Genomic DNA, 14,756 nt, shown 5'->3' on the forward strand with positions numbered 1-14,756 from the left:
TAATGATACTGTTCTTCATAGGGATAAGCACTGCTTACTCTACTTTGCCCGAGCGCCTAAGTCACCAATTTGAAACAGTTTCGACCACTTGATTTTGCTCGGTATAGTGCTTCATCGGTTCTTGTGTACAGTTCATCAATCGTTTCTTTGCCAGTGGGTATGATCGTTAACACACCTTGTGACACGGTAACATGACCAACATTACAATTGTAGTTATGTGCGATCGCTAATGACTCTAAACCATGATGAATTCTTTGCGCATGTGACGAGGCCGAGTCTGAATCAGTATTTGTAAGTAAAATGACAAATTCTTCACCACCATAACGCCCTACGTATTCTCCGCTTCTACAGAACAGATCTTTCGCCATCTGACCTATGCTAATCAGACACTTGTCACCTTCAATATGGCCATAATTATCGTTATAAGCTTTAAAGTTATCGACGTCGAGCATGATCAGTGACAAGGGTAAGTTATGGCGACCGTGCCAAGTAATTGCTTCAGATAACGTGCTGTCGATAAACCGACGGTTATACAGATTCGTTAACCCGTCTTCATCTACTTGCTGTTTCAGCACTTCGTTGACTTTAGCGAGCTCCGCTGTGGTTTTTTTGAGCTCGCGACGCATAAACGCGATACGCTGCATTGCTATCAACTTGGAGTTAAGAACCAATTTATCTACGGGTTTAATCAAGTAATCATCGCCACCAGCATCAATCGCTTTAGCAATCATTGACGGCTCTTCGTGACCACTTAAAAAGATAAATGGTATCCATTCTGTATATCGCTGCCTGAGTTTTTGAGACAACTCAAACCCGTTCATACCGGGCATGGATATATCAAGAAGAACAAGTTCGGGATCAAAATCGCTATAAATATCTAGCGCCTCTTGGCCACTAGATACCGCTTCCACCATGTGCCCCAACTGCTTAAGACGAATGGCGAGCTGCATTCTATCGAGCTGTACATCGTCTACCAGAAGAATGCGCATTGAAGATCCTGTCATATTCCATATCCATAACTTACTGATTCTACGTTAATATATAGCACACAGAATTGGATGTTGCATGACTAGTTTTTCGTAATTTAATTGACATTTCGCCACAAAAAACTAGTATCGCGTTTTTGACTACTGAGATTTTTGTCATGTCTGATACACAAAACACAGAACAACCACAAGTGGATCTAGAAACCATTTCACCAGAACTTCGCCAAGTTATTGAATTTGACCAAGTCCCGGAAGCCATGTTTAACATGGTTGTATCGATTCACGAAGTCTCTGAAGAAGCTGTCCGCGAAGCATGGGATAGCCTACCAGCAAGCGCACAGAACGTACTGGATAACTTTGAGCAGTTCCACGCGCTTATCTCTGTTAGTCAAGCTTTTGCCGGCATTAACGTTATGGAAGAGTTTTCGACATTGAATTTGCCAGAAGGCATGTCAGATGAAGAAAAAGAAGAGTACAGAGCTCAACTTCTAGACCAAGTTCTACACAACTGTGTAAAAGACATGGTTAAGCAAATTAAGAAAGCACGTCGCGATGCAATCTTAAAGAAAGACTTCAAAGAAGTGTTCATCAAATAATAAAAACCACCGCAAGGTGGTTTTTTTATGTTCTCGGTATTTCGGTTCAATCAGTACTGTGCGCTATCGCGATATCTCGCTGGGTGACACTCACCCCTTTAATTTGCGCATACACTGGCATTCCTTTCTTAAGTTCAAGCTCATCTCTTGCCCAAGTGGTAATGGTTGCCCACAAATAACATTGAGGCGCTATCTGTAGTTTAACTGAAACACTTTGGCGTTCATTGCCACTGGCATAGGATTCAATCGACTCAATCGTTGCTGGAATGACATTTCTAAACGAGGTTTTAGTTGGCTTATCACAACAAATCGAGACATCGTTAGACCTTACTTGGACCCGAACATGTGTCCCAATATCTGCCGATACCTGCTGCACCCACATTGGCGTTTCAGGTGCTAATAGAATACGAGTGAGACCGTATTCATGGTTGTTTTCCGCAACTTGAGCTTCAAACACTGAACTTTGCTCGGAGAATGACTGCCAAGGTTTCATTGCTTGAGAGGCCCAAACGTCTTCCAACTTGCCATTCGATACGAGCTTGCCTTTATCCAACACTACTAAATGGCTCGCCAATCGAAGAATTTCACTCAAACTATGTGAAACATAAATAATGGGAAGCTCTACTTTATCCGCTAGCTCCTCAAGGAACGGCATGACTTCACGTTTACGCGGTAAGTCGAGCGACGCCAAAGGTTCATCCATGAGTAAGATGTCAGGTTTTGATAATAATGCGCGACCAATTGCGACACGCTGTTTTTCACCACCAGACAAATCAACGGGTAAGCGTTCTAGCAAAGGTAGAAGCGCTAAAAGAGAAATAATCTCGTCAAAATGCGCTTGGTCAAATGCTCTTACCCCATAAAGCAGATTGCCTTTCACGCTGTAATGAGGAAATAGTCGGGAGTCTTGAAAAACATAGCCGACTTTGCGCTTATAAGTCGGTAAATTTATTTTGGTTTGCGAACAATACAGTACTTCCCTATTAACGACGATCTTACCTTGGTCTGGTGTAATTAAACCGGCAATCATGTTTATAACGGTCGTTTTGCCCGCCCCGAACGTCCAAATATCGCGGTAATACCTTTACGTGGGAGTTCAAGATTAAGGTCGAACTCAGCTTCGGTAAATTGATGGGCGATGTTTACGTGGATCTTATCCATGTTTCGCTCCTAACTTTTTAGAAGTCCGTTTGGATAACCATTCAGAAAAGAGCAGTGAAGACAACGCAATAACAATTGAGATAACACATAAACGCGCCGCTTCGAGCTCTGAGCCGGGCGTTTCGATAAAGTTATACATCGCTAAAGGGATAGTTTGAGTTTCTCCGGGAATATTGGACACAAAGCTAATGGTCGCACCGAACTCTCCAAGACTTCGAGCAAAAGACAACATTGTACCGGTTATGATTCCAGGAAGAGTTAATGGCAAAGTGATTGTGAAGAAGATCTTGATCGGAGATGCACCAAGCGTTGCTGCCGCCTGCTCTAATTTTCTATCCACTAAGTCTAAGCTCAGCCTAACAGAACGAACCATTAAGGGGAGCGAAACGATAATGCACGCCAGAACCGCGCCTTTCCAATTAAAGCTAAAGACCAAACCAAAATGAGCGTCTAACCATTTACCTATCCACCCATTTCTGCCCATAGAAATCAAGAGCAGATATCCAATCACCACAGGAGGCAATACGAGAGGTAAATGAATCATGCTATCGAGTAAAGACTTGCCCATAAACTCGCGTCGTGAAAGTAACCACGCCAAAACTATACCTAAGGGAACCAACCACACAATTGTATAGCCGGAAACTTTTAAACTGAGCATTAAAGCCTGATATTCAAAATCGGTTAGCACTGAGTTCTCTCTTATGGACGTGAAAAGCCGTGTTTAACGAGTACTTTAGTGACAGCGTCACCCTGAAGAAAGTGATAGAACGCCTGCGCTTGGGGTTGGTCGCTCAACAATGCCATAGGATAAGCGATCGGTTCATGAAGTTCAGTCGGAAAAGATTGCACAACATACACGTCTTCGCTGTATAAAGCATCCGTTCGGTACACTACTCCCAAAGGTGCCTCTCCCTGTTCAACCAGTGCTAAAGCCATTCGAACACTGTTGGTTGGTGCAATCTTATCATTCAATTCCGACCAGACATTCAATGATTCAAATGCTTGTTGCGCATACATGCCCACTGGGACGGCTTTTGAACCCGTCGCTAAGCGAGAGCCCCCTAATGCTGCCTTCCAGCTATCAATACTGTTTAAAGTAACGTTAATATCGGGATTTGAGCTCACTAAAACTAGCTGATTAGACGCTAGAACTACCATGTTAGAAGGCTCAACCACAGACTGCTCGACTAAATAATTCATCCATAGACGGTTGGCCGAGATAAAGATGTCTGAAGGCGCGCCCCGTTCGATTTGACGAGCTAATGACGATGAGCCGCCGTAAACTGGTGTAATACGAACTCCGCTTTGACTTTCATAGTTCTCAATGATTTCATTCAAAACATTGGTCATAGAAGAAGCCGCGTAGATGCGAAGATGATCATCAGCGCTCGCTTGAGCTGCAGTAAATAGTGACAAGCCTAAAGCAACTAAAGTCACCGCACGTCTTCTCACTTTCGATAAGCTGACGAACTTAATAAAGCTGTTGATTCGAAACACTACCCATTCCACTTAACTTTGCTCTTTTAACATATCTACTTACCATGCTTAGCCATTAATTTGTTCTGCCGTTTATATTTAGTTCTGGCCATAGTAAGTCTAGCTTCATATGTTCCTCAATGGCATCAGCGATGCGGTTAATCGCCTCTTCTTTCTTAGCTTGATGGGACTCACCCGTAACTTTAGCGCCAGCCCAATCGAAAATTAGCTCTAATGCGTCTGTGTTATCAAATAGACCATGAAGGTAAGTGCCTAGGATCTGATTGCACTCGCTAATTGCGCCATCTGACTTGCCATGAGTTAGGTTTATAGGTTGTTTTTCACTGACTTTAGAAACGCCAACATGAATTTCATAACCTTCTACGACCGCACTTCTACCCTCGATCGCAATGGTGCCTTTGCTATTGAGAAGTGCTTTTTGGTTAGTCAGTGTGGTTTCAACATTTAGTAGCCCCAACCCTTCGCTAGAGCCTGGAGCGCCCTCTACGCCATTTGGGTCATGTATCAATGAGCCTAGCATTTGGTAGCCGCCACAAATGCCAATAACTTTACCGCCGTATCTTAAATGACGTTGCAAGTCTTTATCCCAACCTTGTGAGCGAAGATAATCGAGGTCCGATCGCACGGATTTACTGCCCGGCAAAATCACAAGATCTGCATTATCTATCCGCTCCCCTTTACCCACGTAACGTAGGTTGATAGAAGGGTTAAGACGAAGGGCATCAAAATCTGTATGGTTACTGATTCGTGTAAATACAGGCACAACCACATTAACAACATGCTGGTCATCAAGGTTTTGGCTCGCCGTGATCGCATCTTCCGCTTCTAGGTCGAAACCATGCAAATACGGTAATACACCGATTACAGGTTTTCCGGTTTTCTCTTCTAACCAATCCAAACCAGATTCTAACAATGAGATATCGCCACGGAATCGATTGATTACAAATCCTTTTACACGGTCCTGCTCCGACTGAGATAACAAAGCCAAAGTCCCATAGAGATGTGCAAATACGCCGCCACGATCGATATCAGCGATAATAATCACGGGCACATCAGCTTCTTCAGCGAAGCCCATATTGGCAATGTCATTTTCTCTCAGGTTAATTTCAGCGGGACTGCCCGCCCCTCAATCATGACAGAGTCATAATCGTTGGTGAGCCGTTCGAACGAGTCCATTACAATTGGCATAGCGATCTTTTTATAGTTCTGGTAACCAGCGGCTTGCATATTTTCAATCGCTTTGCCTTGCAGTATAACTTGAGCGCCCGTATCTGAATTGGGCTTAAGAAGTACTGGATTCATATGAACACTCGGCTCTACACACGCCGCTAATGCTTGTACCGCTTGCGCTCTACCGATTTCACCACCATCTTTCGTCACCGCACTGTTGAGCGCCATATTCTGCGGTTTGAACGGAGCAACTTTGATTCCTTTGCGCTGCAGAACGCGGCACAAACCTACCACTAAAACGCTTTTTCCCGCGTCTGAAGTGGTCCCTTGCACCATAAGTGCAGACAGTGGTTTTTTCATAGTTAATTCAAATTAATACAATTTTCCACATAATAACTCTATCAGTTATGCAGACTCAACTGATGAACCAAATATGAATGTTATCCTCACCAATAATTCAGAGTGGCAGTGTTCTAATAACCATGTCGAATCACACATGAGAACACTTATTATGAAAAACACTGTTATTGCTATTGCTGCTTCAATCATCATCGCTCCAGGGGCTGCCCTTGCTCACTCGGATAACGAACAAAGCGTAAGCTACCAAGGACCAACCGACATCACGTCAGTACAAAGCCTAATCGATGACACCAGTTTCTTTGGCGATCGCGATATCGTCTTAGAAGGTTACTTAGTTAAACAAGTTAGAAAGGACACTTTTGTATTCAGCGACGGCGAAGCTGAGTTCGAGGTCGAGCTTGATGATGATATTAATATGACAACACCAATCGATCACACCACCAAGTTAAGACTGTTTGGTGAATATGAGGGCGGAATGAACCCTGAGGTTGAGGTCGATCACGTTCAAGTGCTTTAAAATCAGACTGTTTCCCTATATCCTTGCGTATAAAAGGCCTGCATTTTGCAGGCTTTTTCTGTAACGTCAAAATAATATCCAAGGATTTGGGGAGCACCCATGTTAAATAAAAAAGTCATTGCTGGTCTTTTATGCTGTCTTCCACTGACCGCGAATGCAAATAACTTCAGCTATAACTATTTCGAAGTTTTTACGGGTATCAACCATCAATGACTGGGGTCGAATTAAGTACTCAACTTGCAGAAAACGTACATGTTGTTGGTCGCCTTAACAGTCAGTTTGAAAGAGACTTTGGCGTGGCAGGTGGTATTGGGTTTAACGGCCCTCTTAACCAATTTATGGATATCTATGGTCAACTCTTAGTGCACCACAACAACTTCCCAAAAGAGGACAATGTAAGTTCAGTCACGCAAGCAGAAATGAACATTGGCCTTCGCGTATGGTTAATGAACCAATTAGAAGCGACAGCACGTCTTGGTAAGAATGACGAATCTTCAGTGTTCCATGCCGGTGTCAGGTTCCATTCTACAGATCAATTGTCCTTATCTGCTGAGACTCGTAATAATGGCTTTTATGGCCCACAGATAATGATGTCAGTTCGCTTCCAGTACTAATTCGCTTCAGATCCTTACTGACTATTACCGCTCCACAATAGAATAAACAAAACAAGCGCACCATCTTGGTTCACTAAAATGCTAGCGAACCAAGATGGTGCGTTTTTTTGATTACATAAACTATAACTCACTGATTTCTCTGCTCTCTAACTTTGGTACAAAGATTGTAATAGCTCTAGTAGGCACTTTCTTCGTCACATTGCATGCACATATATAGGGAGCGTATTTATGCAAGATACTCTAACGGTAGTACTGGCAGGCGGAATGGGATCCCGCTTAAGTCCACTGACAGACAATAGAGCAAAGCCTGCGGTCCCTTTTGGTGGAAAATATCGAATCATAGATTTCACCTTAACCAATTGCCTTCATTCTGGTATGAGGAACATTCTTGTCCTCACGCAATACAAGTCTCACTCTCTACAAAAACATTTGCGCGATGGTTGGTCTATTTATAATCCGGAACTTGGCGAGTACATTACAGCGGTTCCACCGCAAATGCGCAAAGGCGGAAAGTGGTACGAAGGGACGGCTGATGCTATCTATCACAACATGTGGCTATTGAGTCGAAGTAGTGCTGAGTACGTGGTCGTACTGTCTGGGGACCATATCTACAAAATGGATTACGCTGCAATGCTCGAACAGCATAAAAAGACTGATGCGGAGCTGACGGTTGCTTGCATGACAGTTCCAAAAGAAGAGGCAGCGGCATTTGGAGTGATGGCGATGGACGCCAACAACATGGTGACAGAGTTTGCTGAAAAACCGAGTTCACCCGCTACGCTAATCGATGACCCAACCCAAAGTTTGGTCTCGATGGGTATCTACATTTTTAGCATGGAGACATTACAGCAGGTTCTAAATGAAGACGCATGCAACGAGCACTCTAGTCATGACTTTGGTAAAGACATCATTCCAAAGCTCATTGATAATCAAACCGTGTATGCCTATGAATTTGGCCGCAGTAGAGGACGCGTTGCTAAGGATAAATACTGGCGCGATGTAGGTACCATAGATTCTTACTACGACGCTAATATGGATCTTTTAGAGCCAGTACCTCAAATGAACCTGTATCAACCCGATTGGCCTATTCGTACCTATGAAGCTCAGTTTCCTCCTGCGCGGACAGTTCCTTCCGCTACAGGCAATGAAGGTATTTTTATTAATTCCATGATTGCGAATGGCGTCATTAACTCCGGTGGATCGGTGCAGCATTCGATCGTCTCTTCAAACGTACGCATCAATGATAGCGCCACGATTGTGGACAGTATTATTTTTGACGATGTCACTGTTGGAGAGGGATGTCAGCTTGTTAATTGCATCATCGATAAACACGTGAGTATTCCACCGCACACCCAAATTGGCTTAGACAAAATAGAAGACCAAAAACGTTTTCACGTTTCTGAGAAAGGCATAGTGGTCGTCCCAGAAGGTTACGAATTTTAGCGACTAATCAAAAAGCCTAGCTATGTTGCTAGGCTTTTGTCGTTACGGTAGAGGACTAACCTCTTAAGGACATGCTACTTCATCCCAGAACCAGTTACTTTGCGTTGGTGACTCCCAAGAACCTGGATTATTCTTAGCAACAAAGCATTTTCCATTGTAGCTGTATGTATCACCATTAGTTGCCTGAGTTGAACCCGGAACCCATGGTGTTACAGTGCCAGAACCGCCACCAGTATCGCCGCTATTGCCACCGCCGTTGTTACCACCTTGAGATAGATCGCCAAGCGGTAAATCCGGCTGTTCAAACGCGAATGCGTAGTCAATACCGTTGATGTTTACGCTGTAGTTAGCAGGACCAGAGATTGGCAAGTAATACACCATGTCTAACTCATACGTACCACCAGCTGGCAGATCTTTCCAAGAAGGTAGCGAGAAAGCGACTCGGTGCATAGGGCCGTCTAAGCCACCAATGTTATTGGCACGCGTGTGTCCAGATGCAATTACTGCTAAACCACCGCCCGACTGATCTTTCGCATTATCTGGTGCTGATACAGGAATATCGAATTGGAACTCAGTACCCCCAGGAATCGCCTGTCCTGTATTGTTTGTAAACGTGACTTTTGGGTTGATTGGATAGTTTTGATCACCGACTTTAAAGCCGCCGATACTCACTGCAATATCCACCGCTTCTGTTGGAATTGCACCAGTAGCCACCTTGTTACCATACGGCGTCGCTGACTTAAACTTATCGTAGATAGCTTTTGTCATCGAGTTGCCCATATGGAACTCCCCGTTACCTGTCGCACAGGCTTGCTCTGTTTCATCGATTGCACCACGTTGACCGTTTGCATCTAACACATAACAGTTGTAGTCACCCGCAAGCTCCCAGAACATGATACCGCCGATCTCTTTATCAATAACGTAATCCGCCTTAATTGACACCGAGTCTTTGTCTTCTGTTGAAAGGAATACGCTCTTCTCTGCATTCCACAACCATGGGGCAACGGCTACGCTGTCAAAGTGACGAGTATAAGTTCCTACAAACTGATCCGTTGGATCATTGACTGGATCAAGCAGATAAGCCTCAGCGTATGAACCCCATATGCCCTTCTCTAAGTTTTTCGCATGCCACATTGGGTTTGAGCCAGCGCCCATTTCGTTACCCTGTGGATCCAAATCGTGCCACATATTGTCGATACCAATTGCACCATGGCCACAGTTATTCTTCTCACCTTCACCCGTGCCTGGTTGACATTCTGCTTGATTAGGAAGCGCCGCACGGCCCCACAAGCCGTTTTCACCACCGGTTACACCTTGCCAACCACGCGTGTAGTAAGGCACACCAATGTTAATTCGACCTGCCGGCATAGAGCCACGGAAGTAGTGATAAGCCCAGTCAGTGTTAAGGTAACCGATACCGCCATAAGCCGCTGTACCATAGACATTCCACTGAGCAAGCTCTGAATCCTTACCTGTATCGAATAACGCTGCGTTATGCCCTACGTGGTCGTTCCACGCACCGTGTAGGTCGTAAGACATAATATTCACGTAGTCGAGGTATTTGGTCACATCAAACGTTTCCATACCACGCAGTAAGTAGCCCGATGACGGAGCCGCAATCGTCAGCATGTAGTGAATACCATCTTGAGCAGATGCCGCATCCAATTTCTCACGTAGAACTTTCATTAGCTCTTGGTAAGATGCCCATAGGTATGCGCGGCGTGGCTCCATGAAGTCTTTATCATAAGGGTTGCCGGCGCCAGCCATCGACGTTGGATACTCATAATCGATATCCAGACCGTCGAATTGATATTGACGCATCATTTCTACTGCAGATGTAGCAAAGGTTTCGATACCCGCATGATTGATTGATCCATCGGCATTAGTTGTCATGGTGTAGAAACCACCGTCGGCGATACGCGTACCATCTGGACCAAAGTGACCACCAGTTTCCGCCCAACCACCAATAGAAATTAGAGTCTTAACGTCGTGCTTTTTCTTCGCAGTCGCTAGTGCACCAAAATGCCCTTTAAACCCAAGTGTTGGGTCAATTTCAACGCCAGGCCACTCTTTGCTCACTGCAACGTTGTTTGGATCGTTAACATCACCCACATTTACTTTGCCATCTGAACCGATGCTAACAAACGCGTAGTTGATATGGGTAAGTTGTTCCCACGGAATGTCATTTACCAAGTAAGCAGATTGCGGATCGTCTCCTGAACGCCAACTTGTAAAGTAACCAATGACACGACGTGGGTGGTCAACACCCATCTTCTCACGGCCTTCTTCATCGTAAATAGAACAATACGGTACGTCGACACCTTGCGTTTGATATAAGCCATCAGGGCGACAAGTAGCGACAGTAGGAAGACCATTAACTACAAGGCTAGCTAACGCCGAATCTGTTGTTGCGCCAAGATTATCAGTCGCTTTCGCGTATACCGCTAATGTGCCCGCTAATGTTGTTGTGTAATCTAACGTGTAAGGAGCGGTAGCCACCGTTCCAACTAGCGTCCCAGCTACATAGAAATCAACTTTATCAACGGTGCCATCCGCGTCTGCAGCATTTGCAGACAAGGTGACAACAGTTCCAACATCAACGGTTGATGCCGAAAGTGCCACATCAACTGTTGGCTTTTCATTGCCTCCTTGAGCCGCATCTACAGTTATAGTCACACTGCTCTCTAAGCTCGCTGCACCTTGGTCATCGTAAGCAATAGACGTGACAACGTAGCTACCAGAAACGGAAGGAGTCCAGCTTGCCGAGTAAGGTGCAACCGTCGACGTTGCAACCACCGAACCATCAATTAAGAAGTCAACGCTCGTCACAGAACCATCCGAATCCGCTGCTGTTGCAGACAGTACGACAACATCACCTTCTGTAATTGATTGAGTTGCGGTTGGTGAAGTAAGTGTAGAGGTCGGTGCTTCATTGACACCACCACCTGTAGAACAGGTATCAATGACTTTCCATGTGCCCCATTCACTCGAGTTAGTCGCGGGGTCGTTGTTCTGTGTCCAATAATTGGCTTTGTATGCAGTGCCTTGGTGATGAACCTCATCGCCACCTGTATAAACAGTGCTTGCATCCCAACTTTCAAGGGTCGAACAATCTATAGCGGCATAACTGTTCATTGCAACGAGACACGAGGCTGATAAAGTGCTGAGCTTGAACGCTCGGCTAGCCAACTTTCCGTCCTTAAATTTCATTTGTGATGTTCCTTCAAGTTTTAATTTCACGTATATTAAGAGAGACGCTATGACTCATAAGACTTAATATCTAGCGCAAAACAACCATAGAACACCCTTTTGGTTTAACACTATTTTGATCGTCAAATTGAACAATTCCTCGCACGATCATGTTACTGCAATGTAATTTCAGTATACTTATTTTGCATCAACAACTAATTTTTTGACTAAATGTATTTTAAAAAAAACCTGCACCCTTTAGAGGGGTACAGGACCGAAAAAATAGAGAAAATCTCTATTGGGGGAATGACATATTGGCTCAGACTCACATTCTAAAAAACAGACAAATTTCACTGTTACATTTTCCCCTTTCATTCTTAATCTGGTCTGTCACCTAAACCCTGTAATCTTCCTCACATTTATTAACTACGTGAGCTGATTTTCTAGTCAATTAGTTATTGAGCTATTGTTTATCGAATATGCATCCCAATATCCCTTTATGTTTTTTTTGAAAAAGCATGTGGTTCTATACTCAAGTAACCTCAAGATGCGTGGTTCAGCGAGAATTGCCTAGTTTGCAAACGCGGCAACGATGCGACAATCTAGTGGTTCTAAATTGAGAATCGTTAACAAAGTATGCAGGCTAGGCAAACTCGCCCTTCGGGAGCGGTTCACGGATTCAATTTCTACTTTAAATGACTTGGAAAGAACCCGTTATTCCGCTGCGTCATCTGCCTGGAACTTGAACCCATGACAACGCTCTGAATCCTGCATCTTGAAGTCACTTGGGTATAAATGATCCTAAAATACAACAAGCACGTTTTTACTTTGACTCAAAAGACGTCACATTCACTTAGGTCTATCGATGAGTTGCGACGGATTTTCAACGTTTCAAGTCATTTCATAACAACATACTTCTCTACTTCGCAGCTGGAGCAACATTATGCAATTCACGTTTCACAACCCTACACAGATCCACTTTGGCCAAGGACAAATTAATGCCATCGCGAGCGCTGTGCCGCAGGGAGCTACCGCATTGGTGATTTATGGTGGTGGCTCAATCAAATCTAACGGTGTTTATGACCAAGTTAAATCCGCACTTTCAAACCATAAATGGCTAGAGTTTTCTGGGGTAGAACCTAACCCAACCAAAGAAACACTCGATGGCGCAGTTGCGCTGTGTAAAGAACACAATGTTGACTTCATTATCGCTGTAGGTGGTGGCTCGGTGATTGATGGCTCTAAGTATGTCGCTGCATCAGCACACTATGATGGTGACGGTTGGGATATTTTGACTGGTAAACATCAAGTGACAAGTGCCATTCCGATTGGCGCTGTCTTAACATTGCCAGCTACAGGCTCTGAATCAAACATGGGCGCCGTTATTACTAAGAAAGAAACCAAAGACAAACTGGCGTTTTTAAACCCTAACGTTCAGCCTAAATTTGCTGTCCTTGACCCAGATGTCATGAAGTCCCTGCCTGAAAAGCAATTGATCAACGGTATTGTCGACGCATGGGTTCACGTATGTGAACAGTACATTACGGCGCCAGCAAATGCGCTTGTTCAAGACGGTTACTCAGAAACGCTATTACGTTCTCTCAAACAGCTAGGGAGCGAGTTCTCTGAACGTGATAACGACGCATGGCGCGCAAACCTTATGTGGTCTGCTAACCAAGCCCTCAACGGCTTAATTGGTTCTGGTGTGGCTCAGGATTGGGCGACGCACATGATTGGTCATGAGCTTACAGCTCTATACGGTGTTGACCATGCCCGCTCATTAGCTATCGTTCAACCTTCTCTACTTCGAAACCAAATCGGCACCAAACGTGGGAAGTTAGAGCAAATGGGCAGAAACGTATTTGGGCTTGAAGCAGGTAGCGATTTGGCTGAGCGAACCATTGACGCTATCGAAGCTTTTTACCAATCACTCGGAGTCTCCACACAGCTAACTGAGCATGGTGATGACAAAAAAGCTGCAATCGACGCGGTAGCAAGTCAATTGGAAGCTCATGGCATGACAGCACTTGGTGAATCGCAGGCGATTGGCATAACACAAGTTAGAGAAATACTCTCTCAAGCGGTTGCTTAATCCACTCATCTATCCGCATACTTAAATTTAAAGAGTCACCATAGGGTGACTCTTTTTCTTACCTTTACCTTTACTAGAACTCAGACAAAAACACCCTCGCCTCGTCTAAAGCGCCAATAAGTGCTTCTTTGCTGTTCATATACGCTTCCAAAGGTTGACTGGCTAATTCAATGTCCCGACATAGTTCGTACATTCTTGTGAGGCCAAGACTGGCACAGGAGCCCTTCAATTTGTGGGCATAGCTTTTAACACCATTGGCATCTTCATTCGAAAAAGCAAGCTCAAGGTCATCCAATGTTTGCTTACTGCTAGTGTTAAATAGTCCAATAATTTGGCGCATTTTCTCTCGGCCTAAAACCTTGTTGTCAGCTTCAATTATGGAAGGATCAAATCCAATTTTAGTGCCTTGAGAAGTAGGTGCTTGTTCAATAACCTGTTTATCACTCGATTCAATATCCGATAACTTGAACAACTTCGAACTCTGACTTTCTTTAGTCAAATCCACACCATCTATATTATTGCTACGCATTCGTGGTGCTAACTTCTCATTCAAGATTTCTGCTAGCTCCGATCTATTTAAAGGCTTTGCAAGATACCCGTCGAAGCCCGCGTTTAGATAGCTTTCAACTTCTTCGGCAAACACATGAGCCGACACGGCGATATATGGAATATCTTTTTGTGCTTCACACTTTAAGCTGTGTAGCAAATCGACACCATTGCAGTCAGGTAGATTAATATCCAGCAAGGCTATGTCGTAACTCCCATCTGCAGCCTTTATCTTTATCTTTGCCTCTTCTCCACTCATTGCAATGTCAACGCTGTGGCCTAAGGAGTTTAAGAAGCCTTCGGCTACAAGGCAGTTTACGGGATTATCTTCAACTAAAAGGATGTGAGCGGCGAAGTTAGCATGTTGAACAACTTCTCTTGTGTAGCACGTATCAGCACTATCGGTGCGCTCAAGAGGTAACGTAAAATGGAATCGACTGCCTTGGTTTGGCGTAGACTCGAAAGCCAGTGAGCCCCCATGGCTTCAATCAAACGTTTACTGATCGCAAGCCCCAGGCCTGTCCCCCTTTACGGCTGATACCTTCGCTGGCTTGACTAAACGCTTCAAACAGTTTGCCCTGCTCA

General features: G+C 44.4%; 9 protein-coding genes and 3 pseudogenes. 5 read left to right on the plus strand and 7 right to left on the minus strand.

Going from position 1 to position 14,756, the window contains the following annotated elements; all coding sequences use genetic code 11:
* Window positions 1-56 precede the first annotated feature (56 nt).
* Window positions 57-1,004: a GGDEF domain-containing response regulator gene (locus UA76_RS08005; RefSeq protein ID WP_047044725.1), complete on the minus strand. Its 948-nt coding sequence runs from the start codon at window positions 1,002-1,004 to the stop codon at window positions 57-59.
* A gap of 140 nt (window positions 1,005-1,144) precedes the next feature.
* Between UA76_RS08005 and UA76_RS08010 the strand changes: the two genes are divergently transcribed.
* Window positions 1,145-1,582, plus strand: coding sequence for a DUF3069 domain-containing protein (locus UA76_RS08010; RefSeq protein WP_047044727.1), 438 nt, complete (start codon window positions 1,145-1,147; stop codon window positions 1,580-1,582).
* Between the two features lie 46 nt (window positions 1,583-1,628).
* Here the strand turns inward: UA76_RS08010 and modC are convergent.
* The 4 genes and pseudogenes from modC to UA76_RS08030 form a co-directional block, all read right to left on the minus strand.
* Window positions 1,629-2,743 (minus strand): annotated as a pseudogene (gene modC, locus UA76_RS08015) (molybdenum ABC transporter ATP-binding protein ModC).
* Entirely contained in the window at window positions 2,736-3,431 is a 696-nt protein-coding gene (modB, locus tag UA76_RS08020; protein WP_075202552.1) for a molybdate ABC transporter permease subunit, read from the minus strand. Before modB ends, modC begins: the two are co-directional and overlap by 8 nt.
* A gap of 11 nt (window positions 3,432-3,442) precedes the next feature.
* Window positions 3,443-4,252: a molybdate ABC transporter substrate-binding protein gene (modA, locus tag UA76_RS08025; protein ID WP_420340905.1), complete on the minus strand. Its 810-nt coding sequence runs from the start codon at window positions 4,250-4,252 to the stop codon at window positions 3,443-3,445.
* Between the two features lie 43 nt (window positions 4,253-4,295).
* Window positions 4,296-5,770: pseudogene (locus UA76_RS08030) on the minus strand (cobyric acid synthase).
* A 151-nt stretch (window positions 5,771-5,921) separates the two neighbouring features.
* Between UA76_RS08030 and UA76_RS08035 the strand changes: the two are divergent.
* The 3 genes and pseudogenes from UA76_RS08035 to glgC all read left to right on the plus strand — a co-directional run bounded on the left by UA76_RS08035 (window position 5,922) and on the right by glgC (window position 8,344).
* Complete coding sequence (locus tag UA76_RS08035; protein WP_047044732.1) at window positions 5,922-6,287, plus strand: YgiW/YdeI family stress tolerance OB fold protein; 366 nt, start codon at window positions 5,922-5,924, stop codon at window positions 6,285-6,287.
* A 99-nt stretch (window positions 6,288-6,386) separates the two neighbouring features.
* Window positions 6,387-6,901, plus strand: a pseudogene (locus UA76_RS08040) (hypothetical protein).
* A 228-nt stretch (window positions 6,902-7,129) separates the two neighbouring features.
* Window positions 7,130-8,344, plus strand: coding sequence for a glucose-1-phosphate adenylyltransferase (glgC, locus tag UA76_RS08045; protein ID WP_047044734.1), 1,215 nt, complete (start codon window positions 7,130-7,132; stop codon window positions 8,342-8,344).
* Window positions 8,345-8,407: 63 nt separating this feature from the next.
* Here glgC and UA76_RS08050 read toward each other — a convergent pair whose 3' ends face one another.
* A complete protein-coding gene (locus tag UA76_RS08050) occupies window positions 8,408-11,554 on the minus strand; it encodes a chitinase C-terminal domain-containing protein (protein WP_047044736.1) in 3,147 nt (1,048 codons plus the stop codon).
* A gap of 922 nt (window positions 11,555-12,476) precedes the next feature.
* Here UA76_RS08050 and UA76_RS08055 point away from each other — a divergent pair.
* On the plus strand, window positions 12,477-13,625 hold the full coding sequence (locus tag UA76_RS08055; protein ID WP_047044739.1) for an iron-containing alcohol dehydrogenase: 1,149 nt from the start codon (window positions 12,477-12,479) through the stop codon (window positions 13,623-13,625).
* A 73-nt stretch (window positions 13,626-13,698) separates the two neighbouring features.
* On the opposite strand, the gene UA76_RS08060 is transcribed toward UA76_RS08055, so the two are convergent.
* Window positions 13,699-14,640 (minus strand): response regulator, encoded by a 942-nt coding sequence (locus UA76_RS08060; RefSeq protein WP_337588520.1) that lies wholly within the window; start codon window positions 14,638-14,640, stop codon window positions 13,699-13,701.
* Between the last annotated feature and the right edge of the window lie 116 nt (window positions 14,641-14,756).

Source organism: Vibrio mexicanus, from assembly GCF_001012815.1.
Lineage (GTDB): Bacteria > Pseudomonadota > Gammaproteobacteria > Enterobacterales > Vibrionaceae > Vibrio > Vibrio mexicanus.